Source organism: Coralloluteibacterium stylophorae (assembly GCF_018122625.2).
Taxonomy (GTDB): domain Bacteria; phylum Pseudomonadota; class Gammaproteobacteria; order Xanthomonadales; family Xanthomonadaceae; genus Coralloluteibacterium; species Coralloluteibacterium stylophorae.
The window spans coordinates 339,884-365,634 of record NZ_JAGQFT020000004.1 but is presented as its reverse complement, the minus strand read 5'-3'; the positions used below and the strand labels follow the sequence as shown (position 1 = coordinate 365,634).

Annotated in this window: 20 protein-coding genes; 14 read left to right on the top strand and 6 right to left on the bottom strand. The window is 74.6% G+C overall.

Annotated features, from left to right (window positions below; translation table 11 throughout):
* The first annotated feature begins 13 nt into the window (after positions 1–13).
* On the top strand, positions 14–1,159 hold the full coding sequence (locus KB893_RS08335) for a hypothetical protein (protein ID WP_211925385.1): 1,146 nt from the start codon (positions 14–16) through the stop codon (positions 1,157–1,159).
* Between the two features lie 234 nt (positions 1,160–1,393).
* On the opposite strand, the gene KB893_RS08330 is transcribed toward KB893_RS08335, so the two are convergent.
* Positions 1,394–2,146 (bottom strand): ComF family protein, encoded by a 753-nt coding sequence (locus tag KB893_RS08330; protein WP_211927113.1) that lies wholly within the window; start codon positions 2,144–2,146, stop codon positions 1,394–1,396.
* A 49-nt stretch (positions 2,147–2,195) separates the two neighbouring features.
* Here KB893_RS08330 and bioB point away from each other — a divergent pair, with 49 nt between their 5' ends.
* The 5 genes from bioB to KB893_RS08305 are packed head-to-tail and all read left to right on the top strand — an operon-like array spanning position 2,196 to position 7,145.
* Entirely contained in the window at positions 2,196–3,230 is a 1,035-nt protein-coding gene (gene bioB, locus KB893_RS08325) for a biotin synthase BioB (protein ID WP_211927114.1), read from the top strand.
* A 7-nt stretch (positions 3,231–3,237) separates the two neighbouring features.
* Positions 3,238–4,467 carry an 8-amino-7-oxononanoate synthase gene (gene bioF, locus KB893_RS08320; protein WP_211927115.1) on the top strand — a complete coding sequence of 410 codons (1,230 nt, stop codon included), beginning with the start codon at positions 3,238–3,240 and terminating at the stop codon, positions 4,465–4,467.
* Position 4,468: 1 nt separating this feature from the next.
* Positions 4,469–5,251: a pimeloyl-ACP methyl ester esterase BioH gene (gene bioH / locus KB893_RS08315; RefSeq protein ID WP_211927116.1), complete on the top strand. Its 783-nt coding sequence runs from the start codon at positions 4,469–4,471 to the stop codon at positions 5,249–5,251.
* Complete coding sequence (bioC, locus tag KB893_RS08310) at positions 5,248–6,138, top strand: malonyl-ACP O-methyltransferase BioC (protein WP_211927117.1); 891 nt, start codon at positions 5,248–5,250, stop codon at positions 6,136–6,138. The genes bioH and bioC overlap by 4 nt, the downstream gene beginning before the upstream one ends.
* Entirely contained in the window at positions 6,135–7,145 is a 1,011-nt protein-coding gene (locus tag KB893_RS08305; RefSeq protein WP_338026906.1) for a multidrug resistance efflux transporter family protein, read from the top strand. The genes bioC and KB893_RS08305 overlap by 4 nt, the downstream gene beginning before the upstream one ends.
* Positions 7,146–7,153: 8 nt before the next feature.
* Here KB893_RS08305 and KB893_RS08300 read toward each other — a convergent pair whose 3' ends face one another.
* Genes KB893_RS08300 through KB893_RS08290 form a run of 3 tightly spaced genes read right to left on the bottom strand, consistent with a single transcriptional unit; the run spans position 7,154 to position 9,203 of the window.
* Positions 7,154–7,564, bottom strand: coding sequence for a ketosteroid isomerase-related protein (locus tag KB893_RS08300; protein ID WP_211927118.1), 411 nt, complete (start codon positions 7,562–7,564; stop codon positions 7,154–7,156).
* On the bottom strand, positions 7,561–8,229 hold the full coding sequence (locus tag KB893_RS08295; RefSeq protein ID WP_211927119.1) for a YdcF family protein: 669 nt from the start codon (positions 8,227–8,229) through the stop codon (positions 7,561–7,563). The genes KB893_RS08300 and KB893_RS08295 overlap by 4 nt, the downstream gene beginning before the upstream one ends.
* Positions 8,226–9,203: a pyridoxal-phosphate dependent enzyme gene (locus tag KB893_RS08290; RefSeq protein ID WP_211927120.1), complete on the bottom strand. Its 978-nt coding sequence runs from the start codon at positions 9,201–9,203 to the stop codon at positions 8,226–8,228. The genes KB893_RS08295 and KB893_RS08290 overlap by 4 nt, the downstream gene beginning before the upstream one ends.
* 116 nt (positions 9,204–9,319) lie before the next feature.
* On the opposite strand from KB893_RS08290, the gene pepN reads away from it, so the two are divergent.
* From pepN to mnmG, 3 genes are all read left to right on the top strand, one after another.
* Positions 9,320–11,923, top strand: coding sequence for an aminopeptidase N (pepN, locus tag KB893_RS08285; protein ID WP_211927121.1), 2,604 nt, complete (start codon positions 9,320–9,322; stop codon positions 11,921–11,923).
* A gap of 79 nt (positions 11,924–12,002) precedes the next feature.
* Positions 12,003–12,752, top strand: coding sequence for a hypothetical protein (locus KB893_RS08280; protein ID WP_211927122.1), 750 nt, complete (start codon positions 12,003–12,005; stop codon positions 12,750–12,752).
* A gap of 588 nt (positions 12,753–13,340) precedes the next feature.
* Complete coding sequence (mnmG, locus tag KB893_RS08275) at positions 13,341–15,215, top strand: tRNA uridine-5-carboxymethylaminomethyl(34) synthesis enzyme MnmG (RefSeq protein WP_213173605.1); 1,875 nt, start codon at positions 13,341–13,343, stop codon at positions 15,213–15,215.
* 12 nt (positions 15,216–15,227) lie between these two features.
* Here the strand turns inward: mnmG and KB893_RS18695 are convergent, their stop codons facing one another.
* Complete coding sequence (locus KB893_RS18695; RefSeq protein WP_211926042.1) at positions 15,228–19,088, bottom strand: translocation/assembly module TamB domain-containing protein; 3,861 nt, start codon at positions 19,086–19,088, stop codon at positions 15,228–15,230.
* Positions 19,085–20,878, bottom strand: a complete 1,794-nt coding sequence (locus tag KB893_RS08265; RefSeq protein ID WP_211926041.1) for an autotransporter assembly complex protein TamA — start codon at positions 20,876–20,878, stop codon at positions 19,085–19,087. The genes KB893_RS18695 and KB893_RS08265 overlap by 4 nt, the downstream gene beginning before the upstream one ends.
* A gap of 164 nt (positions 20,879–21,042) precedes the next feature.
* On the opposite strand from KB893_RS08265, the gene KB893_RS08260 reads away from it, so the two are divergent.
* From KB893_RS08260 to KB893_RS08240, 5 genes are read left to right on the top strand one after another with little or no spacing between them, the layout of a single operon-like run.
* On the top strand, positions 21,043–21,672 hold the full coding sequence (locus tag KB893_RS08260; RefSeq protein ID WP_211926040.1) for a PepSY-associated TM helix domain-containing protein: 630 nt from the start codon (positions 21,043–21,045) through the stop codon (positions 21,670–21,672).
* Positions 21,673–21,681: 9 nt separating this feature from the next.
* Positions 21,682–22,194, top strand: coding sequence for a DUF2271 domain-containing protein (locus tag KB893_RS08255; RefSeq protein WP_211926039.1), 513 nt, complete (start codon positions 21,682–21,684; stop codon positions 22,192–22,194).
* Positions 22,195–22,229: 35 nt separating this feature from the next.
* Positions 22,230–23,036: a DUF4198 domain-containing protein gene (locus KB893_RS08250; protein WP_211926038.1), complete on the top strand. Its 807-nt coding sequence runs from the start codon at positions 22,230–22,232 to the stop codon at positions 23,034–23,036.
* 43 nt (positions 23,037–23,079) lie between these two features.
* Positions 23,080–24,120 carry an FAD:protein FMN transferase gene (locus tag KB893_RS08245; protein ID WP_211926037.1) on the top strand — a complete coding sequence of 347 codons (1,041 nt, stop codon included), beginning with the start codon at positions 23,080–23,082 and terminating at the stop codon, positions 24,118–24,120.
* Entirely contained in the window at positions 24,117–25,742 is a 1,626-nt protein-coding gene (locus KB893_RS08240) for a sulfite reductase subunit alpha (protein ID WP_211926036.1), read from the top strand. Before KB893_RS08245 ends, KB893_RS08240 begins: the two co-directional genes overlap by 4 nt.
* Positions 25,743–25,751: the final 9 nt, after the last annotated feature.

Sequence of the window (25,751 nt, the reverse complement as noted above, 5' to 3'; positions counted from 1 at the left end):
CGACCGCTCGCGCATGCGCTCCGCATCTCTGCTCGTTCTCGTCCTGGCACTGCTGGGCGGCTCCGCCCAGGCGCTGCCGCCGACGCCGCGGCTGCCGCCGCCGGAGCGCTGCGAGGCGATGGATGGCCGCGCGCGCGAGGCCTGCCTGCTGCGCGCGCGCGGCGCCGAGGCCGGCCGCAGCCGCGACCTCGCCCGCTTCAACGGTGCGGTCGACCGCTACCTCGCCAGGCTCGAGGCGCGCCTGCTCGCCACCGGAGAGGTGCGCGACCAGCTGCTGTCGGCACGCATCGGCGCCTGGATCGCCAGCCGCGCGCGCGCGCTCGACGGCGCCGGATCGCCGCTGGACGGGCTCAGCGGGTTCCGCCCCGACGAGCGCGGCGTGCTGCTGGAGGCGGTCCAGCGCCGCGGCCAGGACGACGCGCTGGTGCAGTGGATGCTGGCGACCGACGCGCTGACCCTGGCCTATCCCTCGCTGCGGCGCGCGGCGATCGCGCGCCTGCTCGAACTCGAGCCGGACAACCTGGCCGCGCGCCTGCTGGCGGTCGACGTGGTGCTGCCGGGCGAGACGCTGGATGTCGCCGCGTCGACGCGCTTCGACGCGCACCACTACGAGCGCCTGCGCGTCTATCTGGAGGCCTTCGAGCGCCATCCGCCGTCGCGGGCGCTGGCGCGGATGGCGCCGGATGGCGGCGTCGAGGTCGACGTGCTCGCCGCGACCCTGGCCATGGGCCTGTGGAGCGACGATGCGACGCCGATGTACCAGGCGGTCGTGGCGCGCTGCGCGCCGGACCTCGGCGGAGCCACCGGCGCGCCGCGCGCCGCCTGCGAGCGCGTCGGGCGCGAGCTCGCCGAGCGCGGCGACACCGTGCTGGTGCGCGGGATCGGCCTGGCCATGCAGCAGCGCCTGGCGGCGAGCGAGGAGGAGGTCGACGCGCTCCGCGCGCAGCGCCGCACCCTGACCTGGCAGAGCCTGCGCAGCGCCGGGCTGACGCCGACGCCGGCCGGCGATGCCGCCCGCTTCCGCGCCTGGATGCGCCAGGTGCGTGCGCCGGGCATGACCGAGATCGAGCTGATCCGCAGCCTCCTGATCGAGGCCGGGGAACCGCTGGAGCCGCCGGTCTACTGGCGCCCGCAGCCGCAGACCCTGCGCCGCGTCTAGACCACCGGACCTCCTGTAGGAGCGGCTTCAGCCGCGACCGGGCGGTCGGAGCGGCCAGCAGCTGCGGGAATCGGGAATCGGGAATCGGGAATGGTGGGCTGGGCGTCCTGTGGGAGGGGCTTCAGCCCCGACGCCCCGACGCAGCGCCGATGCGCGCTCTGTGGCGGTCGCGGCTGAAGCCGCTCCTACGGGTTCCGAAATCGTCGCGACCGTCTGCAGGCGCCGATCCCCGCTTCACCACGCCTGCCCCACCCGCGCCACCACCCAGGCGTCGACCCGCACGACGCCGGCGCGGCGCAGGGCGCGGGCGCAGGCGGCGAGGGTGGCGCCGGTGGTCATGACGTCGTCGATCAGGGCGACGTGCGTGGGCGGGGCACCGATCGACGCGGGCACGGCGAACGCCTGGCGCACGTTGCGGGCGCGGGCGGCGGCGGCGAGTTCGGACTGCGCCGCGGTCGCCTGCCGGCGCAGCAGGAGATCGGTGCGCAGCGGGATCCGCAGCGCGCGGGCGACGGGCACGGCGATCTCCAGCGCCTGGTCGTAGCCGCGCTGGCGCAGGCGCGCGCGGTGCAGCGGCACCGGGACCAGCGCCTCGGGTCGCGGCAGGCCGGTCTCGAGCGCCGCGCCGGCGGCCGCGGCCAGCAGGTCGGCGAGCACGCGCCCGGCAGCGAGGTCGCCGTGGAACTTCAGGCGGGGCAGCAGGCGGTCGAGCGGCGCCGCGTACAGGAACGGCGCCAGCGTCGCGGCGAAGGGCGGCGGCCGGCGTAGACAGCGGCCGCAGCTCGCCGCCGGCTCGTCCGTCGGCAGCGGCAGGGCGCACCCGCGGCAGGCGCCGTGGTTGCGCGGGAGCTCCGCCGCGCATGCGGCGCAGAGGTCGGGCCCGGGCGCGGGCTCGCCGCAGGCCAGGCAGCGCGGCGGCAGCAGCAGGCGGCCGAGCCGCTGCGTCCAGCCGTCAACCGCGGAAGGTCCGTTTTCGTTGACAGTCATGGCATCCGTTTCCAGACTTCCGCCTCTTTATAGCTGCCGAGGGCCCGCCATGGCCGCGCACCGCCACGAAGCCACCCCGCTGCGCCACGACTGGACCCGCGCCGAGATCGAAGCGCTGATGGACCTGCCGTTCACCGAGCTGCTGCACCGCGCCGGCAGCGTGCATCGCGAGCACTTCGATCCGGCCGAGGTGCAGGTCTCGACCCTGCTCTCGGTCAAGACCGGCGGCTGCCCCGAGGACTGCGCCTACTGCCCGCAGGCGCAGCGCTACCACACCGGGGTCGAGGCGCAGAAGCTCATGAGCCTCGACGCGGTGCTGGACAAGGCGCGCGCGGCCAAGGCCGCCGGCGCCTCGCGCTTCTGCATGGGCGCGGCCTGGCGCAGCCCCAAGGACCGCGACATCCCCAAGGTCGCGGCGATGATCCGCGAGGTGAAGGCGCTCGGCCTGGAGACCTGCGCCACCCTCGGCATGCTCTCCGGCGAACAGGCGCAGGCGCTGAAGTCGGCCGGCCTGGACTACTACAACCACAACATCGACACCGCGCCGGACTTCTACGGCGAGATCATCCACACCCGCGAGTTCCAGGACCGCCTCGACACGCTGGAGCACGTGCGCGACGCCGGCATGAAGACCTGCTGCGGCGGCATCGTCGGGATGGGCGAGTCGCGCGCGCAGCGCGCCGGCCTGCTGCAGGCCCTGGCCAACCTGCCGGCGCATCCGGACTCGGTGCCGATCAACCGCCTGGTGCAGGTCGAAGGCACGCCGCTGGCCGGCACCACCGAGCTCGATCCCTTCGAGTTCGTACGCACCATCGCCGCCGCGCGGATCATGATGCCGCGCTCGATGGTGCGCCTGTCGGCCGGCCGCGAGACCATGTCCGACGAGCTGCAGGCGCTGTGCTTCGCCGCCGGCGCCAACTCGATCTTCTACGGCGAGAAGCTGCTGACCACGGCGAACCCGGAGGCCGAGCACGACATGCGGCTGTTCCGCCGGCTCGGCATCCGCCCGATGCAGGTGGTCGAGGAGGCCGGCACCGTGCACGCCGACATCGTCGACAGCGCCCGCCACGGCTGCGCGGCCTGAGGCCGCGATGGCGCGCCCGCGACTGCGCGACCGCATCGCCGCACTCGCCGCGGCGCGCGCCGACGCCGGTGCCGTCCGCGTGCAGCGCCGGGTCGACCGCCGCGAGGGCACGCGCGCGGTGGTCGACGGGCGCCGGCTGCTGAACTTCTGCAGCAACGACTACCTCGGCCTCGCCGAGCATCCCGAGGTGCGCGACGCTCTGGTCGCGGCGGCGCCGCTGCACGGCGTCGGCGCCGCCGCCTCGGCGGTGGTCTGCGGCCACCACGCCATCCATGCGCGCCTCGAGGAGGCGCTGGCCGACTGGCTCGGCGCGCAGCGCGCGCTGCTGTTCGGCAGCGGCTACCAGGCCAACCTCGGCGTGCTGCAGGCCCTGCTCGGCGCCACCGCGAAGGACGGCGAGGCGCTGTGCGTGCAGGACCGGCTCAACCACGCCAGCCTGATCGACGGTGCGCGCCTGGCCGGCTGCGCGCTGCGCCGCTATCCGCATGCCGACGCCGAGGGCGCCGGGCGACAGCTGCGCGCGAGCCCGGACGCACCGGCGCTGATCGCCACCGACGGCGTGTTCAGCATGGACGGCGACATCGCGCCGCTGCGCGAGCTGGCGCTGCTGGCGCGCGCGGAGTCGGCCCTGCTCTACGTCGACGACGCGCACGGCGTCGGCGTGCTCGGCCGCGAAGGCGCGGGCAGCGCCGCGGCGGCCGGGCTCGGGCGCGGCGACGCGCTGCAGCTGGTCACCTTCGGCAAGGCGCTGGGCGGGCAGGGCGCGGCGGTGGTCGGCGACGCCGCGCTCATCGAGCACATCGCCCAGCACGCGCGTGCCCACGTCTACACCACCGCACCGTCGCCGGCCCTGGCCGCGGCCATGCTGGCCTCGGTCGCCGTCGCCCGCCGCGAGCAGTGGCGCCGGGCCAAGCTGCAGGCGCTGATCGCGCGCTTCCGCCGCGGCGCGGGGCAGCTCGGGCTGCCGCTCGCGGAGTCGTTCACGCCGATCCAGCCGATCCTGCTCGGCGACAACGCCGCCGCGCTCGCCGCCTCGCGGGTGCTGGAGGAAGCCGGGATCTGGGTCGCCGCGATCCGGCCGCCGACCGTGCCGCAGGGCCAGGCGCGCCTGCGCGTCGCGCTCTCGGCCGCGCACGGGGAAGAGGACATCGACATGCTGCTGGATGCGCTGTGCCTGGCCTGCGCCGGCGCACCGAAGCCGATCCAGCCGGCGCACCGGCTGCTGGCGGAGGGTTGAGATGGGACTGATCGTCGAACGCCGCGGCCGCACCGGCGCACCGCCGCTGCTGCTGGTCCACGGCTGGGCCATGCACGCGGGCATCTTCGCGCCGCTGCTGGCGCGACTGGAGGACGACTTCGACCTGCACCTGGTCGACCTGCCCGGGCACGGCCGCAGCCGCGGATCCGCGGCGAGCCTGGATCCCGAGCGCTGCGCCGAGCTGCTGCTCGCCGAGGCGCCGGACGATGCGCTGTGGCTGGGCTGGTCGATGGGCGGGCTCACCGCGCTGGCCGCCGCGCTGGCGCAGCCGCGGCGCGTGCGCGGCCTGGTGATGCTGTGCGCGACGCCGCGCTTCGTGCGCGGCGCGGACTGGCGCCACGGCGTGTCGCCCGAGATCTTCCAGGACTTCGGCCAGGGGCTCGCCACCGATTTCCACGGCACGCTGGAGCGTTTCCTCGCGCTCGAGGCCTTCGGCGCCGAACACATGAAGGACGCGCTGCGGGCGCTGCGCGCGGAGGTGTTCGCGCAGGGCGAGCCGGCCGCGGCGGCGCTGGCCGAGGGCCTGCGCGTGCTGGAGACCTGCGACCTGCGCGCGCGCCTGCCGGCGCTGGCGGTGCCGAGCCTGTGGCTGTCGGGCCGGCGCGACCGCCTGGTCGATCCGCGCGCCATGGCGGCCGCCGCGGCGCTCGTCCCCGATGCGAACTCGGTGCGGCTGGAGCACGCCGGGCACGCGCCGTTCCTGACCCACGCCGGCGAGGTGGCGGATCACCTGGTCGATTTCGCCCGGGCGCTGCACGCATGAGCGGGCGCTACGACAGCCGCCAGCTCCGCCGCGCGTTCGGTCGTGCGGCGGAGGGCTACGAGGCCGCGGCGATCCTGCAGCGCGAGGTCGAGACGCGCCTGCTGGAGTCGCTGGAGTACCTCGACGACCGCGTGCCGGCGCGGGTGCTCGACATCGGCGCCGGGCCCGGGCGCGCCAGCGCCGCGATGAAGAAGCGCTGGCCGCGCGCCGAGGTGGTCGCGCTGGACCAGGCCCTGCCCATGCTCCGCCAGGCGCGCCGCCGCGCCGGCTGGCTGCGCCCGTTCCGGCGCGTGTGCGGCGACGCCGCGGCGCTGCCCTTCGCCGACGCCGCCTTCGACGTCGCGTTCTCCAGCCTGTGCCTGCAGTGGGCGCAGGACCTGCCGGCGACGCTGGCCGAGATCCGCCGCGTGCTGAAGCCGGGCGGGCTGTTCCTGATGTCCTCGTTCGGGCCGCAGACCCTGGTGGAACTGCGCCAGGCCTTCGCCGCGGCCGACGGCGGCGCGCCGCACGTCAGCGAGTTCGCGCCGATCCAGCGCCTGGGCGATGCCCTGGTCGCCGCCGGCTTCCGCGATCCCGTGCTCGACCAGGACACCTTCACCCTGACCTATCCCGACGTGCCGGCGCTGATGCGCGAGCTGCGCGCGATCGGCGCGACCAACGCGGCCAGCGACCGTCGCCGCGCGCTCACCGGCAAGGCGCGCATGCGCGCGGTGTTCGACGCCTACGAAGGCGAACGTCGCGACGGCGTGCTGCTGAGCACCTGGGAGGTGGTCTACGCGCAGGCCTGGAGCCCGGCACCGGGCGCGCCGCGGCGCGGCGCCGGCGGCGAGATCGCGAGCATCCCGGTGGCCGGGATCCCGATCCGGCGCCGCGGGGAAAGCCGGTGAGCGCATCGCGCGAGGCGCTCGCGGCCATCGTCCTGGGCCTGCTGTCGGCGCTGTTCTTCACCGCCACCTACGTCCTCAACCGCGCCGCGGCGGTGGACGGCGGCGACTGGCTGTGGACGGCGGCGCTGCGCTATCTGCTGACGCTGCCCATGCTGTGGGCGTGGATGGCATGGCGCGGGCGCGGGCGACCGCAACTCGGCGCCGCGCCAGTCGTCGCCGCATTGCGCGCGCGGCCCGGCGGCTGGCTGCTGTGGAGCGGCATCGGCTTCGTCCTGTTCTACGCCGGCATGTCCTACGCGGCCGCGAGCGGGCCGTCCTGGCTGGTCGCCGGCACGTTCCAGGTGACCGTCGTGGCGGGAATGCTGTGCGCGCCCTTCCTCTATCGCGACGCGCGCCGGCACGTGCCGGCGTCGGCCTATGCGGTCGGCGGCCTGGTGCTGGCCGGGGTCGGCCTGATCCAGCTCGGCCACGCCGGCGGTGCGCTGGATGCCGGTGCCGCGGTCGCCTTCGCCTGCGTGCTGGTCGCCGCCTTCGCCTATCCGCTCGGCAACCGCGGCCTGCTGCTGCACCTGGAGCGGGACGAGGTGCGCCTGGACGCCACCCAGCGCGTGTTCGGCCTGACCCTGGCGAGCCAGCCGGCGTGGCTGCTGCTGGCTGCGGTGGCGCTGTGGCGCAGCGGGCTGCCGGCGCCCGGGCAGGTCGCGCTGGCGGCGGGCGTCGCGGTGTCGGCGGGCATCGTCGCGACCATCCTGTTCTTCCGCGCGACCGGCATGGTCGGCGGACGCCCGGCGGCGCTGGGCGCGGTCGAGGCGATGCAGGCGGCGGAGATCCTGTTCGCGGTGCTGCTGGGCGCGCTGTTCCTGGGCGAACCGTGGCCGCGCGGGCTGGCGCTGGCCGGCGCCGTGGTGGTCGTGGCCGGCATCGTCGCCTTCGCGCGGGTGGCCGCGCGCGAGGCCGCGGCCGGCGCGGCCGCCGAACGCGTCCTGCGCGGCGACCGCGGCGCCTGAGCCGCAGCTCAGCCTTCGACCTGGGCGGTCCAGTCCGGCAGGTTGTAGTAGTTGCTGACCCGCGCGATGCGGCCGTCGCGGATCTCGAAGAAGGCGCCGGCCGGCAGCACGTAGGTCTGCCCGTGCGCCGGCGGCAGGCCCTCGTCGGTGGCCTTGTAGGTGCCGTGGACGACGAATTCCGCCGCGGCGCGGCGGCCGTCGTCGCTGGCCATCACCACGATGTCGGCGAGGCGCTCGGCGTAGCAGCGGTCCATGTGCGCGAGGAAGGCCTCGAAGGCGTCGGTGCCGCTCTGGCGCGCGCCCTGGTTGATGTCGTGCACGACGTCCGGCGTCAGGCGGTCGAGCATGCCGCGCCAGTCGCCGGCGTTGAACGCGGCGTAGTAGCCCTGGACGAGGTCGATGGCGTCGGTGCGGGTCATGGCGTCTCCGTCGTGGCGGGCGGCGCGTCGAAGCCGATGACGCGCTGCCACAGGTTGATGAGATGGTCGCGGTGGAAGAAGTAGACCTCGCGCGCGAGGAATCCGCCACGCGCGCGCCAGGAGCGGAAGCGGCTGGTCGGGGTCGGCGAGCCGACCGCGTCGATGCCCGCCTCGCGCGCCAGGCGCAGGCCGCGCGCCATGTGCAGCGGATCGCTGACCACGATCGCGGTCGCCAGCCCGTTGTCGCGCATCAGCCGCGCGGCCTCGTGCAGGTTCTCGCGGGTGGTGCTGGAGGCGGTCTCGATCAGGATGTCGTCCTCGGCCACGCCGCGCGCGCTGGCGAAGCGGCGCGCGACCTGGCTCTCCGCATAGGCCGCGCCGGCGCCGTAGCCGCCGGTGAAGATCAGCCGGCGCACGCGCCCGGCGCGGTAGAGGTCGACGCCGTGGCGGATGCGCTCCTCGAACACCGGCGACGGGTTGATGTGGTAGGCGGCCGCGCCGAGCACGATGGCGACGTCGCGCGGCGTGGTGTCGTCCTGCTCGCCGACCCACAGGATGTACAGGGCGACGCCGGCGATCCACAGCAGGCCCAGCACGAGCAGGCGCAGGATCCAGCGCCCGCCGGAGGCGCGTGTGCCGCGCGCGCGCCTGCGCCGCCGGCTCATGCCGCGGTCCCGCCGGTGCGCCACGGCAGCGCGTCGAGATCGACGTTGCCGCCGGACAGGATCAGGCCGACGCGGCGCCCGGCGAAGCGCCCGCGGTGGCGCAGCACCGCCGCGAGCGTCACCGCCGCCGACGGCTCGATCGCCTGCTTCAGGCGCTCCCACACCAGGCGCATCGCGGCGACCACCTCGTCGTCCGACACCAGCAGGATGTCTTCGACGTGCTCGCGCACGATGGGGAAGGTGAGGGTGCCGAGCTCGGCGCGCAGGCCGTCGCAGATCGTCTCCGCGTGGCGCCCGGTGACCCGCGCGCCGGACACGAAGGAGGCATGCGCGTCGGCCGCGCCCTCGGGTTCGGCGGCGAACACGCGGATGCCGGCGTCGTGGGCATGCGCGGCGATCGCGGTGCCCGAGAGCAGGCCACCGCCGGACACCGGCGCCAGCACCGTGTCCAGCCCGGGCGCCTGCGCCAGCAGTTCGAGCGTGGCGGTGCCCTGGCCGGCGATGACGCGCGCGTCGTTGAAGGGATGGATGAGCTCGCCGCCGCTCTCGCGCAGGACCTCCGCGGTCGCCGCGTCGCGCGCGGCCTGGCTGGTGTCGCAGGGCACGATGCGCGCGCCGAAGTCGCGGATCGCGGCGAGCTTGATCGCCGGCGCGCTGCGCGGCACCACCACCGTGGCCGGGATCCCGCGCAGGCGGCAGGCCAGGGCGATGGCGGCGCCGTGGTTGCCCGAACTCTGGGTCACCACGCCGCGCGCGGCCGCAGCCTCGTCCAGCGAGAACACCGCATTGGCCGCGCCACGGAACTTGAACGCGCCGATGCGCTGCAGGTGCTCGCACTTGAAGTGCAGCTCGCAGCCGGCGATGGCGTCGAGAGAGCGCGACCGCAGCACCGGCGTGACATGCGCCAGCGGCGCGATGCGGGCGGCGGCGGCATGGATGTCGGAGAGCGTCGGGGCGCGGTCGGCGTGGGGCATCGGGCGTCGGAGTGGGACCGGGACGGCGTGCTAGCTTAGTGGCCACGCGCGTCGGCCGGGTGACTCGTGGCTGCCCGGGATGCGGCGCGCCACCCCCTCATGCATTCCGAGCCCGTATGCCCCGCGACGACGGCAGCATCCATCTTTCCGACTACCGCGCGCCGGCCTGGCGCATCGTCCACGCCGACCTCGAGTTCGACCTCGACGCCGGCGCCACCGAGGTCACCGCCCACCTGCGCCTGCAGCCCGATCCGGAGCAGCCCGACGCGCCGCTGCGCCTGGACGGCGAGGACCTGCAGCTCCTCGACCTGCGCATCGATGGCGCGCCGCTGCCGAGCGACGCCTACCGCGTCGACGCCGCGGGGCTGCACATCGAGGGGCTGGACGGCGCCTGCACGCTGACCTCGAGGGTGCGCATCCGGCCGATCGCCAACATGCGCCTCGAGGGGCTCTACGCCAGCCGCGGCGCGCTGTTCACCCAGTGCGAGGCGGAGGGCTTCCGGCGCATCACCTGGTTCGTCGACCGCCCCGACGTGATGCCGACCTGGCGCATCACCCTGCGCGCCGAGCGCGCGCAGTACCCGGTGCTGCTGGCCAACGGCAACCCGGTCGAGGCCGGCGATCTCGGCGACGGTCGCCACTTCGCGACCTGGCACAACCCACATCCGACGCCGGCCTACCTGTTCGCGGTGGTCGCCGGCGATTTCGGCTGCGTGGAGTCGCGCCTGGCCCGCGCCGACGGCCGCGAGGTCGCGCTGGCGGTGTGGGCCGCGCACGAGGACGTGCCGCGCTGCCGCTACGCGCTGGGCGCGGTCGAGCGCGCGCTGCGCTGGGACGAGGAACGCTTCGGCCGGGTCTACGACCTGGACGTGTTCAACGTCGTCGCCGCGCAGGACTTCACCATGGGCGCGATGGAGAACAAGGGTCTCAACATCTTCAACGCACGCTACGTGCTCGCCGACGAGGACACCGCGACCGACGCCGACTACATGGGCATCGAGTCGGTGGTCGGCCACGAGTACTTCCACAACTGGTCGGGCAACCGGGTGACCCTGCGCGACTGGTTCCAGCTCTCGCTCAAGGAGGGCCTCACCGTCTTCCGCGACCAGGAGTTCACCTCCGACCTCCACTCGCGCGCGGTCAAGCGCATCGAGGACGTGCGCCTGCTGCGCGCGCGCCAGTTCGCCGAGGACGCCGGCTCGCTCGCGCATCCGGTGCGCCCGCCGAGCTACCGCGAGATCAACAACTTCTACACGCTGACGATCTACGAGAAGGGCGCGGAGATCGTGCGCATGCTGCACACCCTGCTCGGCGAGGCGCGCTTCCGCGTCGGCATGGACCTCTACTTCGCGCGCAACGACGGCCGCGCGGCGACGGTGGAGGACTTCCTCGCCGCGCACGCCGAGGCCTCCGGCCGCGACCTGTCGCAGTTCGCGCGCTGGTACGCCCAGGCGGGAACCCCGCACGTGGAGGTGAAGGACGACTTCGACGCCGACGGCGGCACCTACACGCTGGAGATCGCGCAGCGCACGCCGCCGACTCCCGGGCAGCCGGACAAGGCGCCGCTGCACCTGCCGCTGCGCTTCGCGCTCTACGACGCCGAAGGCCGCCGGCTGAAGGTGGACCCGCGTGCCGACGACGGCAGCGGCGACCGCATCGAACTCACCGCGGCCCGCCATCGCCTGCGCTTCCACGGCCTGCCGTCGCGGCCGCTGCCGGCCTTCAACCAGGGCTTCTGCGCGCCGGTGAAGCTGGCCTACGACTACACGCCCTCGCAGCTCGGCCTGCTCGCGCGCTGCGAGCGCGATCCCTTCAACCGCTGGGACGCGCTGCAGCGGCTGGCGACCGGGGTGCTGCTTGAGCACTTCACGGACGCGGCCGCCGCGGGCGCGGCATTGCTGGCCGCGCTCGGCGACCTGATCGACGACGAGGGACAGGATCCCGCCTTCGCCGCCGAATGCCTGCTGCTGCCGGACTTCGACACCCTGGCCGAGGCGGTGCCGAGCATCGACGTCGACGCGCTGATCGGCGCGCGCAACGACCTGCTCGACCGCATCGCGCTGGAGCACGTCGAGCGCCTGGACCGCCGCTACCACGCGCTCGCCGCTGCGGCCGCCGGCGGGCTGGAACCGGCCGCGATGTCGGCGCGCCGGCTGCGCAACGTGTGCCTGGACCTGCTTACCAGGCTCGATCCGGGAGCCGCGCTGGCGCAGGCCCAGTTCGACGCCGCGCGCAGCATGACCGACCGTCTCGGCGCGCTGCGCTGCCTCGTGCACCACGATGCGCCGGGGCGGCAGGCGGCGCTGGACGCCTTCGCCGGACGCTACGCCACCGACCCGCTGGTGACCGACAAGTGGATCGCACTGGTGGCCTCGCGGCCGCATCCGGACGCGCTGCTCGACGTGCGCGACCTGTTCGCCACCCAGCTGTGGACGCCGACCAATCCCAACCGCGTGCGCGCCGTGCTCGGCAGCCTGTCGCGGATGAATCCGCTCGCCTTCCATGCGCCCGGTGGCGAGGGCTATGCGCTGCTGGCGGAGAGCCTGCCGGAGCTCGACGGCATCAATCCGCAGGTCGCGGCGCGGCTGCTGGCCGGTTTCGAGAGCTGGCGCCGGCTCGCGGGCGCGCGCCGCAACCGGGTCGAGGCGGTGCTGCAGGGGCTGGAGGGCCGGCTGTCCTCGCCGGACTCGCTGGAGATGCTGGCGCGGCTGCGCGCCTGAACGGCGGCATGGCGCAGGAGTTAACGGCAGTTCCACGGCCGTGTGCGAAAGTGTTTCGCACGCTGACGGGGGACATGCCATGAAACGCGTATTGCCGGTCCTCGCCGCCGCCCTCCTGCTCGGCGGTTGCGCCACCTACCACAGCAGCGACTACGGCTACCGGCGCGCCGTCTACAGCGACGGCAGCTACTACTACCCCGAGGCCGACGGCTACGGGGACTACTACTACGACCGCCCCCGGACCATCGTGCGCGAGTACGGCCACGGCTGGGGCGCTCCCTACGGTGCCTGGGGCGCCTGGGGCCCGAGCTACGGCCTGTCCTGGTCCAACTATCGGGGTTGGGGCGGCGGACTCGGCTACGGCTACTACGGCGGCTGGCCCCGCTACTGGGGGCCGGGCTACGGCTGGTACGACCACGGCTACCGCTATCGCCACCGGCCCTACGACCGGGACCGGCACGACCGCGACGACCGTGACCGCGATCGGCCGTCGCGCCCGCGTCCGGGCACGGTCGTCGGCCAGCCGTCGCGGGATGCCGACGTCGAGCGTTGGCGTCGCGACCTGGTGCCGCGGCGCGTCGAGGCGCAGGACCTGCGGCGCACGCCGGCGCGGCCCCGGATCGAGCGGGCCGTGCCGGCGCGCAGCGTGCCGGCGGCGACATCGCGGCCGCGCACGCCGGTCATGCCGATGCGGTCGGATGCGCCGCGGGTCACCGCGCCCGCGCCCCGGCGGGTCTCCGCGCCTGCGGTGCAGGCCCGGCCCGCGAGCCCGACCCCGAGCCGGATGAGCAGCCGCTCCCGGGTCGGTGCGCGCACCCAGGAGCCCTGAATCGAGCCCGTGCGCCGGGATGTGACCGGAATCACGTCGCTGGCGCGTCCGCAGGCTTGCGTCAGAATCCCGACGCGCGCATGCTTGGCCCGCGACTGACAAAGCGCGTCGCATTTGGACATTGTGCGACGCAGCCTGCGAGACGCAGGCAGTTCTGCCCGGTGCCCGATCAGGTCCTTCGGATTCCCCCTGTTCCTAAGACCGTCGGGCACCGGCTTTTTATTGGAGGCACAGACGAAGGCCCGGATCCGCAAGGACCCGGGCCTTCGTCTGTGCGCTGCCGTGCGGCGCCGGATCTTCGCCTGGCGCGCGCGGACAATAAAAAAGGCCGGGAGTCCCCCTCGACTCCCGGCCCGTGCATCCCCAAGGTGCGCGCGGTCAACCCTGTTCCAATCTGACCAACGCCCCCCGGCGCCTTGCCACCCTGGGTGCATGGCTAATGCAGCAGGAACCGTGCCAACCGGAATGCGCCCGTTCCGGGCTCTCCCCGCTGCGAACAGCGTCAAAAAGCCGGCATCGCCGCGGGCGGCGGCGGCAGGCGGCGGACGGCACAATGAGCGGCCCGCGATGCGGGCGACGAGGTGAACCATGCAGTCCTACGACGTCATCGTCATCGGCGGCGGCCACGCCGGCACCGAGGCGGCGCTGGCCGCGGCACGCGCGGGTGCGCGCACCCTGCTGCTGACCCACAACATCGAGACCGTCGGGCAGATGAGCTGCAACCCGGCGATCGGCGGCATCGGCAAGGGCCATCTCGTGCGCGAGATCGATGCGCTCGGCGGCGCGATGGCGCGCGCCGCGGATGCTGCCGGCATCCAGTGGCGCACGCTCAACGCGCGCAAGGGGCCGGCGGTGCGGGCGACCCGTTGCCAGGCCGACCGTGGCCTCTATCGCGGTGCGATCCGGCGCGCGGTCGAGGCGCAGCCGGGCCTGCACCTGTTCCAGCAGGCGGTCGACGACCTGATCGTCGAGGGCGGCCGCGTCGCCGGCGTCGTCACCCAGGGCGGGCTGCGCTTCGCCGCGCCGGCGGTGGTGCTGACCGCCGGCACCTTCCTCGCCGGCCGCATCCATGTCGGCCAGGCGCAGTCGGCGGGCGGGCGCGCGGGCGATCCCCCGGCGACCGTGCTGGCCGAGCGCCTGCGCGAACGCAGCCTGGGCGTCGGCCGGCTCAAGACCGGTACGCCGCCGCGCATCGACGGGCGCACGCTCGACTACGCGGCGATGGAGCGCCAGCCCGGCGACGACCCGCGGCCGGTGTTCTCCTTCCTCGGCAGCGACGCCGACCACCCGCGCCAGGCCGACTGCTGGATCACCCACACCTCCGAGCGCACCCACGACATCATCCGCGCCGGCCTCGACCGCAGTCCGCTGTTCTCCGGCGCGATCGAGGGCGTCGGCCCGCGCTACTGCCCCTCGATCGAGGACAAGGTGGTGCGCTTCGCGGACAGGACCAGCCACCAGATCTTCGTCGAGCCGGAGGGGCTGGACGTGGCCGAGATCTATCCGAACGGGATCTCGACCTCGCTGCCCTTCGACGTGCAGCTCGCGCTGGTGCGTTCGATCCGCGGGTTCGAGAACGCCCACATCACCCGCCCCGGCTACGCCATCGAGTACGACTTCTTCGACCCGCGCGGGCTGAAGGCCTCGCTCGAGACCAAGGCGATGCCGGGCCTGTACTTCGCCGGCCAGATCAACGGCACCACCGGCTATGAGGAGGCCGCGGCGCAGGGGCTCGTCGCCGGGCTCAACGCCGCGCGCGCGACGCAGGGGCTGGCGCCGTGGACGCCGCGCCGCGACGAGGCCTACATCGGCGTGCTGATCGACGACCTGATCACCCACGGCACCACCGAGCCCTACCGTATGTTCACCTCGCGCGCCGAGTACCGGCTGCAGCTGCGCGAGGACAACGCCGACGCGCGGCTGACCCCGCACGGACGCGCGCTCGGCCTGGTCGACGACGCGCGCTGGGCGCGCTTCGAGGCCAAGCGCGAGGCGGTCGAGCGCGAGACGGCGCGGCTGCGCGGGCTGTGGGCGGCGCCGGGCAATGCGCTGGCGCGCGCGATCGAGGCCGCCGCCGGCGTCGCCGTCTCGCGCGAGAACAGCGTGCTCGACCTGCTGCGCCGGCCCGAGCTCGACTACGCCGCGCTGATGCGCGTGCCCGGGGTCGGCCCGGGCGAGGCGGATGCGCGCGTGGCCGAGCAGATCGAGATCGCGGCCAGGTACGCCGGCTACCTCGAGCGCCAGCGCGTCGAGATCGCGCGCCAGCAGCGCAGCGAGACGACCGCGATCCCCGCCGGCTTCGACTTCGCCGCGGTGCGCGGCCTCTCGGCCGAGCTGCAGGGCAAGCTCGTCGCGGTGCGCCCGGAGACGATCGGCCAGGCGCAGCGCATTCCCGGCATGACCCCGGCGGCGATCTCGCTGCTGCTGGTGTACCTGGCGCGCGCGGCGCGCCAGGTCGCCTGAATCCGCTGCGGCCTATTTCTCGATGCGCCAGTTGATCGAGGCCTTGTTCTCGATCGTCCCGGATTCGATCTGGATGTCGAAGGCGCGGGTCAGCAGATAGCGGAAGGTGAGCACCTGGCCGGTGCCGAGCAGGGACACGCCGTAGCTGACGTAGAGCCGCGGCGAGATGAACTTGCCGACGGTGAGGGCGCTGCCGCCGAGCGCGCGCGAATCCGACACGCCGGCCTCGTCCAGCCCGAGCCGGGCGCCGACCTTCTCCGCGAGCAGGTTGCTGCCGGCCGACAGCGCGGCGGCGGCGGCATTGAGCTGCTGGCTCTCGTCGTCGCTGGCCGAGCGCAGCGGGCGGCCGAGCACGAGGTAGGACAGCGCCTCGGACTGGTCCATCGCCGGATCGGAGAACACCTCGCTGGTGGGCTGCAGCGCGGTGCCGCGCACGGCGAGGCCGACGGTGATGCCCTGGTCCTCGAAGGCACGGGTGGCGCGCACGTCGAGCGAGGGGTTGTCCAGCGGCGAGCCGGCCCAGCCGAGGCGGCCGCGCTCGATGGTCAGGTCCTGCCCGTAGGCCTCGTAGCGGCCGGTGACGTTGAGGCCGCCGCTGGCCAGCATCTCCCGGCCCGGTTCCTGGCGCACGCGCAGGGTGCCGTCGAGCTTGCCGTCGAAGCCGAAGCCGGACAGCCGCACGTCCTCGCCCATCGCCAGGGTCAGCTCGATGTCGAGCGGCGCGGCGGCGCCCTCCTCGGTCTCCTCGACCGGGTCCAGCACCACGACGTCGGGCGACGGCGAGGTGGTGCTCTCCAGGCTCTCCAGGTCCAGCCGCAGGTAGGGCACGGCGACCGTGCCGCGCACCACCAGCGCCTCCTCGGTGGCGCGCACGGAGACGTCGGGCGAGGCGCGCGCGCGCAGTTCGTCGGTGTTGGCGACGGTGACGTTCTCGCCCTGCACCGTGACCGCCAGCGTCTCCATCGGCGCATCCAGGCGGAAGCCGCCGTCGACGCGGAGCGTGCCGTCGCCGGACCGAACCGAGCCGTCGATGCGCATCGCGCCGTCCGCATCGGCGACCAGGGCGACGCGGCCCTCGCTGGGCGCGATGCCCAGCGCCGGCAGCTCGGCGGAGAAATCCACCAGCTCCAGCCGGCCCGACGGCTGCGGTGCGCCGAGGGTGCCGCCCAGCGCGAGCCGGCCCTGCACGCGGCCGTTCGGCGAGGCGATGTCGGGCGAGAGCAGTTCGAGGAAGGTCAGGTCCTCGATCGCCAGCGTGAGCTCGCCGTCCAGCGGCGCATCCGCGCCCATGCCGGTCGCGACGCGGCCCTCGATGCGGCCGCCGCCGCTCAGCGCGAGTTCGAGCGTGGCGTCCAGCGACTGGCCCTGGATGCGGCCCTGCAGGGCGAAGCGGTCGTAGCCGATCACCTCACGGCCGCGCTGCGCGCGCAGGCGCACGCCGCCGCCGTCGGAGGCGATGGCGACGCTGCCGTTCCAGCCGCTGCCCGCCGGCGCGATGTCGGCGTCGATCCGCAGCGTGCCGTACGCCGTCATCGGTGCGCCGCGGTCGCGGGTGAGGAAGGGATCCAGCAGCGACAGCGGCACGTCGCGGCCGGTGATCTGCGCGCTGCGCGGCCAGTCGGCCTCGGCGCAGAGCGAGCCGCCCAGGTCCTCGGGTTCGAAGCAGCTGCGCTCCAGGCGCAGGCGCTCGCCGCGCTGCGCGAACTCGGCGGGCGCCTGCAGCGACCATGCCGCGCCGGTGGCCGGATCCACGCGCAGGGTTTCCATCCGGCCGCTCCAGCCCGCGTCCTGCTGGCGCAGGTCGGCGGCGAGGTCGAAGCCGAGCGTGGGCCCGCTGCCCGTGGCGCGCACGCGCGGCGCCTGCAGGCTGCCGTCGACCCCGATCCGGGCCTCGTCGAAGGCGATCGCGCCGGTGTCGAGGCCGGCGGCCGTCAGATCGAGGGAGCCGCCACCGCCCTGCCACGGCAGGTCGCCGCGCAGGGTCAGGCTGTCGGCGCGGTAGTCGCCCCAGCGCAGGCCCTGTCCGTCGAGGTCGGCGCGGATCGACGGCGCCTCGGCGGTGCCGGTGATCCGCGCGCTGCCGCGCAGGGTGCCGGCGCTGGCCGGCAGCAGGTCGGCCAGATCGAGCGGGCGCAGCGCGAGGTCGAGGTCCAGGCGCGCGCCGAAGCCGCCCTCGGCGCGCACGCGGCTGTCGCCGAGCGCGAGGTCGAGGTCGAGCTGGCCCTGCTCGTCGCGCCAGTCGACGTCGAGGCTGGCGCGCAGCGGCTGCCCGCGCAGGGTGCCGCCGAGGTCCGGCAGCTCGGCGCGCGCCTCGAGCACGCCGGCGTCGTCCTGGCTGCCGCTGGTGGTCAGGGTGCCGCGCAGGCTGCCGGGGAAGTCGGGGGCGAAGTAGCCGGGGTCGAGGCCGTCCAGCGCGGCCTCGAACTCCCAGGCCAGGGTCGGCGCCCAGCGCACGGTGCCGGAGCCGGTGAGGTCGCCGCTGGGCGTCTGCGCGGCCAGGGTCTCGATGCGTGCGCTCCCGGCATCGCCGCCGCCACGGACCTCGAGGTGCGCGGCATCGCCGGCCCGCGTCAGGTCGGCGTCGCCGGCCAGGGTCCAGGCCTCGAGCGTCCCGCCGACGCTGAACGCGCCGCGCTCCAGAGTGACCGCCTCGCCCTCGGCACCGACGTAGCGCAGCCCGGCCAGGCGCAGCACCGCATCCAGCGTGGGGACCTCGGGCTCGAGGTCGACCCGGCCCTCGAGCGTGGCGCTGCCCTCGTACAGGCGCAGCGCCAGCGGCGCGGCCTCGATCGCACCGTCGACCCAGGCGAGCGTCGAAGGCGCGATCTCGACCGCGAGGTCGCCCTGAGCGACGTGGCCGCTGAGCTCGGCGCGTCCGCCGGTGCCGCGGGCGTCGAGCAGGATGTCCAGCGGCGTCGGCGTGGCCGCGTCGGCGGTGTCGGGCTCCAGGTCGGGCGTCGCCGGGGCGGCGGCCGCAGCCGAGCCCGGCGGCGGCGCGAACAGCGCCGGCTCGAGCTCGGGCGCCTCCAGGTGCAGGGTCCACTGCGGCCGGGTGGTACCGCCGTCGACCAGGTCGACGTCGAGCGCGACCGGGCCGGGCGCCGCGCCGGTGAGGTCGAGGGCGAAGCGGTCGAGGTCGCCCTCGGCGTCCAGCGCCAGCGTCACCGGCTCGCGGTCCGGGTGCGCGGGCAGGACGAGGTCCGCATCGAGGCGCGTGCGGTAGTTCTCGCGCGGCGCGTAGTCGGCATCCAGGCGCAGGCGGCCGCGGTCGCTGTCGACCTCGACGTCGGCCAGGTGCAGGGCGCCGTCGGTGATGTCCATCGCGCCGGTGAGGCTGCGCACCTCGACCAGCGGCGCGCCGTCCTGGACGATGCGCAGGCCGTCCACGTCGAGTGCCTCGGCGCGGATCGACAGCGGCAGGTCGAGCTCCGGCAGGAGTTCCGGCCAACCCTGCGGCGGCGTCTCGGGCTTGTCGTCCGGGCCCGGCGTCAGTTCCAGCACCGCGTCCTCGACCTCCAGGCGACGCAGGGTCAGGGTCCGCGAGAACAGCTGGCGCAGGGCCGGCTCGAGGTGCACGCGCCGTGCGGTGAAGAGGATCCCGCCGTCGTCGTAGCGCACGTCGTGGAGCGTCATCGGGCCACTGATCGGGCCCTCCGCGCGCCCGATCTCGAGCGCGCCCGGCGGCAGCGCCGCCGCGGCACGGGCCAGCGCGAAGTCGCGCCCGCCGCCGGTGCCGAGCAGCCACCACAGGAAGGCGGCCAGCGCCAGCAGCAGCACCGCGATCACGCCCGCGGTCCAGAGCAGGATCCGGCGCGCGCGGTGCCGCCGCGGCGTGGACGCGGCGGCCGGCGCCTGCGGAGGCTGCGCGCTCACAGATCGGTCCCGATGTTGATGTGGAGCTGGAACGCCGACTCCGGATCGTCGAGCCCGTGGCCGATGTCGACGCGGACCGGGCCGACCGGCGAGCGCCAGCGCACGCCGAAGCCGACGCCGACCTTGGCGTCGAAGTCGTCGCGGCTGTTGAAGGCGTCGCCCGCGTCGACGAACACCGCGCCGCCCCAGCTCTCGGTGATCATGCGTTCGTACTCGACGCTCGCCACCGCCAGATGCTTGCCGCCGATGACGAGGTCGCGCTCGCGTTCCGGGTCGTACACGCGGGGGCCGATCTCGCGGTAGGCGTAGCCGCGCACGCTGCGGTCGCCGCCGGCGTAGAAGCGCATCGACGGCGGCAGGTTGTCGAAATCGTCGCTGGTGGTGGTGCCGATGCGCCCGCGCACGAGCACGCGGTTGCGTTCGCCGAAGCCACGGACCCAGTTCGCGCCGACCTCGAGCTGGCTGAAGGCGACGTCGGAGCCGAGGAACTCCGGGCCGCTGCGTACGTCCGCGCTGAAGCCGAAGCCGTTGCGCGGATACAGGCGGTCGTCGGCGCGCGCGTACTGCGCGCTGAGTTCGGGATAGAACAGGTTGGCGAAGCGGACGTCGTCGACGATCTCGAAGCGTTCGCGCTGCAGGTGCATCGAGGCGACCAGGTTCCAGTTGCCGATGCGGCCGTTGCGGCTGCCGATGATCTCGAAGGTGCGGAACGGGATCGTCACCGTGTCGCCGGTGGTGACGTCCTCTTCCTCGCGCAGGTTGGCGGCGAGGGTCCACCAGCCGTTGACCCAGGCGAAGGCGGGAATGCGGTAGCTGGTGGCGATGCTGCGGCGGTACTGGGCGATGTCGGCCTCGGCCTCGAGCTTGTGCCCGCGATCGTTGACGTAGCGGCGGTTCATGCCGAGGCGCACGCCGGCGCCGCTGTCGGTGCCGTAGCTCAGGCCGGCGGAATAGGCGGTGCGCTTGGCCATGGTCAGGTCGACCACGATCGGCACCTGGCCGCCCGGCTCGGCGCGTTCCGGCGCCGGCTGCACGTCGACGAAACCGAAGTAGTCCAGGTCCACCAGCGCCGAGTTCAGGGTCAGCAGGTGGCGCTGCAGGTAGGGATCGCCCGGCTCCCAGGTCACCAGCTGCTCGAGCAGGCCGGGCCGGAACACGTGGCCGTTGAACTCCGCCGCGCCCATCTCGTAGCGCTGGCCGCTTTCCCACACCAGCTCGATGTCGGCGCTGTGCGAGGCGCGGGTCACCAGGACCTGGTGGGTGACCAGGCGGTGGTCGAAGTAGCCGCGCTCGTTCATGACCCGGTTGATCCGGGTCTTGCCGGCCTCGTACCGGCGGTGGTCGAGGACGTCGCCGGGGCGCGGCTCGAGGTTGACCAGCGGCGGCGCGAGCGCCGGGTCCTCGGTCGCCTCGCCGTTGATGCGGGCGATGCGTCGGGTCACCGTCACCGGCTCGCCCTGGTCGACCGTCACCACCACGCGCACCTCGTCGCCGCTGCGCTGCTCGTCGATCTCGACCTCGGTGTCGTAGTAGCCGTAGGGTTCCAGCGCGGTGCGGACCTCCTCGGGCGCCACGCGCAGCAGGTAGGCCAGCCGGCCCGGACGCAGGTCGCGCCGCCGCGCCTCGTCGAGCTTGTTGAGCGACAGGCTGTTGACGACGTTGTCGCGCTCGGTCGCATCGTCGATGCCGCGCACGTCGACCCCGACCAGCTCGACCGCGGAGGCCGGCGTTGCACCGGCGGCGAAAAACAGGACGGCGGCGGCGGCCGGAATGCGACGGAGAGACGGCATGCGTTCAAAGAATACGTGCTCGATGTGAAGGCCGCGGCGGCCAGCCCCGCCTTGAATCAAGAATGGTTCTCGTTCAAGATCTGCCGTCCCCGCGCGGCACCGCAGGCGCGCGAGGCCCACCCACCTCCCGTCGTCGGCGCGGGGCACAGGAGCGACGCAGCGGCATGAAGGCGGGCAACCCGCAGCGCCGGGCCTACTGGCTCAAGACGCTGCACCAGTGGCACTGGATCAGTTCCGCGCTGTGCCTGGTCGGCATGCTGGTGTTCGCCTTCACCGGCATCACCCTCAACCATGCCGGGCAGATCGGCGCCGAGCCGCAGGTGACCACGCGCGAGGCCGAGCTGCCCGGACGCATGCGCCTCGAGCTTGCCGATGCGGCAGGGGACGTCGCGGCCGAGGCGCCGCTGCCGCCGCCGCTGCGCGACTGGCTGGCGGACGAGCTCGACGTCCACGCCGGCGCCCGCGCGGCGGAGTGGAGCCCGGACGAGATCTACCTCGCCCTGCCGCGTCCCGGCGGCGACGCCTGGGTCGCGATCGACCTGGCCAGCGGCGCGGTCGAGTACGAACGCACCGACCGCGGCGCCATCGCCTTCCTCAACGACCTGCACAAGGGCCGCGACACCGGTCCGGCCTGGGGCTGGTTCATCGACGTCTTCGCCGTCGCCTGCCTGGTGTTCTGCATCACCGGCCTGGTGCTGCTGCAGCTGCACGGCGGCCAGCGCGCGGCGACCTGGCCCACCGTCGGCCTCGGCCTGCTGGTCCCGGTCGTGCTGATCCTGCTCTTCATCCACTAGGAGATCCCGATGCGAACGCTCGTCACCGCCGCGCTGTGCGGCCTGCTCGCACCCGCCGCGCTGGCCGCGGAGATGGAGGTCAGCGTGGAGATCCCGCGCATCGACGTCGCCGAATACCACCGCCCCTACGTCGCGGTCTGGGTCGAGGACGACGCGCGCAAGGCCGTGGCCAACCTCGCCGTCTGGTACGACGTCGGCATGGACAACCGCGAGGGCGAGAAGTGGCTGAAGGACATGCGCCAGTGGTGGCGCCGCAGCGGCCGGACGCTGAGCCTGCCGGTTGACGGCGTCACCGGCGCGACCCGCGCCGCCGGCACCCACACGCTCGCCTTCGACGACGCCGACGGGCCGCTCGCCGGGCTCGCGCCGGGCGACTACACGCTGGTGGTCGAGGCCGCGCGCGAGGTCGGCGGCCGCGAACTCCTGAGCGTGCCCTTCCAGTGGCCGCCGAAAGCGGCGCAGACCCTGAGCGAGCAGGGCGAGTCCGAGCTGGGCGCGGTCCGCGTCCGCCTCGCCCCCTGATCCGACCTCTTCCGTCCCACTTCCGAGGATCCACCATGAAGCGTTTCGTCGCCCTCGCCGCGCTGGCCGCGGCCACCGCCCTCCCGCTCTCGGCCCACGCCCACAAGCTGTGGCTGCAGCCCTCAGCCACGGTGCTGTCGGGCAACGACTGGATCACGGTCGACGCCGCGGTCTCCAACGACCTGTTCTACTTCAACCACGTACCGCTGCGGCTCGACAGCCTGGTCATCACCGCGCCCGACGGCAGCCGCCTCGAGCCCGCCAATCCGCATACCGGCAAGCTGCGCAGCGTCTTCGACCTGGAGCTGAAGCAGGAAGGCACCTACCGCCTGGCGATCGTCAACGACGGCGTGTTCGCCAGCTACCAGCTCGACGGCGAGCGCAAGCGCTGGCGCGGCCGCGCCGAGGCCCTGGCCGCGGAGCTGCCGGCGGGCGCGACCGACGTGCAGGTGTCGGAGACGGTCGGCCGGGTCGAGACCTTCGTCACCGCCGGTGCGCCCACCACCGAAACGCTGGCGCCGGGCGGGCGCGGCCTCGAGCTGGTGCCGACCACGCATCCCAACGACCTGTTCGCCGGCGAGGAGGCGCGCTTCGCGCTGCAGCTCGACGGCCAGCCCGCGGCCGGGCTGGAGGTGACGATCGTCCCCGGCGGCACCCGCTACCGCGATGCGCAGGACGAGATCACGGCCCGGACCGACGCGCAGGGGCGCTTCAGCGTGACCTGGCCCGAGCCCGGCATGTACTGGCTCGAGGCCTCGACCAGCGACGACAGGACCTCGGTCGAGCAGGCCGCGCAGCGCCGCGTGAGCTACGTCGGCACCTTCGAGGTGCTGCCGCAGTAAGGACGCGCACCGCACCGCCGCGCGCGGTGCGGCGCGGCCGGCCATGCATCGCCTCCTCGCACTCCTGCCGGTCCTCGCGTCGCTCCTCGTGGGCTGCGCGACGGCGCCCGCCGCCGATGCCGGTGCCGCGCCGCCGGTGCTGAAGCGGATCGCGGGCGAGGCGATGGGCACCACCTGGTCGGTCCAGGCGGTGGTGCCGGCCGGCGTCGACACCGCGACCCTGCGTGCCGCGGTCGAGGCGGTGCTGGACGGCATCGACCGCGACATGAGCGCCTGGCGCAGCGACTCGGCGCTGTCGCGCTTCAACCGCGCGCCGGCCGGCAGCCGCGTGCACCTGCCGCCGGACCTGGTGGCGGTGCTGGACTACGGCCTGGCGCTGGCGGAGGACACCGGCGGCGCCTACGACCCGAGCGTGGGCGCCCTGGTCGAGGCATGGGGTTTTTCCACCGGCACGCGGCGGCAGGCGCCGCCCGATGCCGCCAGCCTGGCCGCGGCGCGGGCGCGCGTCGGCTGGCGCCGGCTGCGCCTGGATGCGGCCGGGGGGACGCTCGTGCAGCCCGGCGGCGTGACGCTCGACGTCAACGCCATCGCGCCGGGCCATGCCGTCGACCGCGTCGCCGCGCGGCTGGCCGCGCTCGGCGCCAGCGCATGGCTGGTGGAGCTGGGCGGCGAGTTCGCCGCGCACGGACGCAAGCCCGACGGGCAGCCCTGGCGCATCGCGGTGGAGCTGCCCCCGGGCGCGCAGGCCGACGACCTCGCCGCCGCCATCGTCGAACTCGACGACCGCGCCGCCGGCAGCTCCGGCGACTACCGCGATTACTTCGAGTACGCCGGCGTGCGCTATGCGCACACGCTGGATCCGCGCAGCGGTGCGCCGGTCGTCCATGCGCTCGCCGCGGTGACCGTGCTCGACGCCACCGCGATGCGCGCCGATGCGCAGGCCGCGGCGCTGATGGTGCTGGGGCCGGACCAGGGCTGGGCGTGGGCGCAGGCGCGCGGTCTCGCGGCGGTGTTCGTGATCCGGCGCGACGCCGGCTTCGACGTGCGGATGACGCCGGCCTTCGAACGGGCGCTGGCGCGATGAGCGACCGCGCCGCGCGCCTTTCCGTGGCTGGCAATGCGCTGGTCCTGCTGCTCCTGGCCGGCGTCTGTGCGGCGCTGGCGGCCTGGCACGGCGATGCGCTGTGGCGCGCGCCGGCGCCGGGCCTGCGCAACGGGCTCGCCGCCGCCGCGGCGGTGGCGGCCTGGGCCGGGCTCGTCGTCCTGCAGGCCGTGCTGCGCCGGCGGCGGACGCGGGCGCGCACGGCCACCGCGGGCCATGCGGCGGTCGCCATCCATTTCGCCAGCCAGACCGGCTTCGCCGAGGACCTGGCCTGGCGCAGCGCCGCGGCGCTGGGCGAGGCCGGCACCACGGCACGCGTGGCGCCGCTCGATGCCTTCGATCCCGCCGCCGCCTCGACGCCGCGCACGGTGCTGTTCGTCGCCGCGACCACCGGCGAGGGCGATGCGCCGGACGCAAGCGCGCGTTTCCTGCGCCGGGTGATGGCGGCACCGGCGGATCTCGGCCGCCTGCGCTACGGGCTGCTCGCGCTCGGCGACAGCGGCTACGCCGATTTCTGCGGCTTCGGGCGCCGCCTCGACGCCTGGCTGCGCGAGCACGGTGCGCAGCCGCTGTTCGACCGCATCGAGGTCGACGATGCCGATCCGGGGGCCCTGCGCCACTGGCTGCACCACCTGGGCCAGCTCGCCGGCGGCGTGCATCTGGCCGACTGGGAGGCGCCGCGCTATGCGCCGTGGCGCCTGGCCGGGCGCCGCCTGCTCAACCCCGGCAGCGCCGGCGGGCCGGCCTTCCACATCGCGCTCGAGCCGGCCGACCCCGCGGGTGCGCCGACGTGGCAGGCGGGCGACATCGCCGAGATCGGCCCCGAGCACCCGCCGGCGCGCGTCGCCGACTGGCTGGCGGTGCACGGCCTCGATGCCGCGGCGCCGGTGGAGGAGGGTGGCCTGCGCCGCCGCCTCGACGCGGTGCTGGCCGCGCGCGTGCTGCCCGCGACGCCGCCCGCCGACCTCACGCCGCAGGCCCTGGTCGACGCGCTGCCGCGCCTGCCGCATCGCGAATATTCGATCGCCTCGCTGCCGGGCGACGGCCGCCTCGAACTGCTGGTGCGCCAGCAGCAGGGCGCGGACGGCGCGCTGGGCGTCGGCAGTGGCTGGCTCACCGCGCACGCCCCGATCGGTGGATCGATCGCGCTGCGCGTGCGCCGCAACGCCGGCTTCCATCCGCCGCCCGCGGCCAGCCCGCTGCTGCTGATCGGCAACGGCACCGGCCTGGCCGGCCTGCGTGCGCACCTCAAGGCGCGCGCGGCGGGCGGCGCCGCCCCGGCCTGGTTGCTGTTCGGCGAGCGCAGCGCCGAGCACGACCTGTTCTTCGCCGAGGAACTGCGCGCCTGGCAGGACTGCGGTGTGCTCTGGCGCGTGGACCTGGCGTTCTCGCGTGCGCCGGCGGGGCGTGCCTACGTGCAGGACGTGCTGGCCGCGGCAGCCGAGCCGCTGCGGGCGCAGGTCGACGCCGGCGCCGCCATCCTGGTGTGCGGCAGCCTGCAGGGCATGGCGCCTGCGGTGGATGCGGTGCTGCGCGACGTGCTGGGGGATGCGCGCGTGGACGCGCTCGCGGCCGAGGGCCGCTACCGCCGCGACGTCTACTGAGCGCGCGCG

Bases quoted from the DNA above. Each gene is read 5' to 3' on its own strand.
- bioB (WP_211927114.1), top strand. From the start codon at position 2,196: ATGGCCGCGCACCGCCACGAAGCCACCCCGCTGCGCCACGACTGGACC.
- mnmG (WP_213173605.1), top strand. From the start codon at position 13,341: ATGCAGTCCTACGACGTCATCGTCATCGGCGGCGGCCACGCCGGCACC.
- KB893_RS08280 (WP_211927122.1), top strand. From the start codon at position 12,003: ATGAAACGCGTATTGCCGGTCCTCGCCGCCGCCCTCCTGCTCGGCGGT.
- KB893_RS08290 (WP_211927120.1), bottom strand. From the start codon at position 9,203: ATGCCCCACGCCGACCGCGCCCCGACGCTCTCCGACATCCATGCCGCC.
- bioF (WP_211927115.1), top strand. From the start codon at position 3,238: ATGGCGCGCCCGCGACTGCGCGACCGCATCGCCGCACTCGCCGCGGCG.
- KB893_RS08330 (WP_211927113.1), bottom strand. From the start codon at position 2,146: ATGACTGTCAACGAAAACGGACCTTCCGCGGTTGACGGCTGGACGCAG.
- pepN (WP_211927121.1), top strand. From the start codon at position 9,320: ATGCCCCGCGACGACGGCAGCATCCATCTTTCCGACTACCGCGCGCCG.
- KB893_RS08240 (WP_211926036.1), top strand. From the start codon at position 24,117: ATGAGCGACCGCGCCGCGCGCCTTTCCGTGGCTGGCAATGCGCTGGTC.
- KB893_RS08265 (WP_211926041.1), bottom strand. From the start codon at position 20,878: ATGCCGTCTCTCCGTCGCATTCCGGCCGCCGCCGCCGTCCTGTTTTTC.
- bioH (WP_211927116.1), top strand. From the start codon at position 4,469: ATGGGACTGATCGTCGAACGCCGCGGCCGCACCGGCGCACCGCCGCTG.
- KB893_RS08260 (WP_211926040.1), top strand. From the start codon at position 21,043: ATGAAGGCGGGCAACCCGCAGCGCCGGGCCTACTGGCTCAAGACGCTG.
- KB893_RS08300 (WP_211927118.1), bottom strand. From the start codon at position 7,564: ATGACCCGCACCGACGCCATCGACCTCGTCCAGGGCTACTACGCCGCG.
- KB893_RS08245 (WP_211926037.1), top strand. From the start codon at position 23,080: ATGCATCGCCTCCTCGCACTCCTGCCGGTCCTCGCGTCGCTCCTCGTG.
- KB893_RS08250 (WP_211926038.1), top strand. From the start codon at position 22,230: ATGAAGCGTTTCGTCGCCCTCGCCGCGCTGGCCGCGGCCACCGCCCTC.
- KB893_RS08335 (WP_211925385.1), top strand. From the start codon at position 14: ATGCGCTCCGCATCTCTGCTCGTTCTCGTCCTGGCACTGCTGGGCGGC.
- KB893_RS08255 (WP_211926039.1), top strand. From the start codon at position 21,682: ATGCGAACGCTCGTCACCGCCGCGCTGTGCGGCCTGCTCGCACCCGCC.
- KB893_RS08295 (WP_211927119.1), bottom strand. From the start codon at position 8,229: ATGAGCCGGCGGCGCAGGCGCGCGCGCGGCACACGCGCCTCCGGCGGG.
- bioC (WP_211927117.1), top strand. From the start codon at position 5,248: ATGAGCGGGCGCTACGACAGCCGCCAGCTCCGCCGCGCGTTCGGTCGT.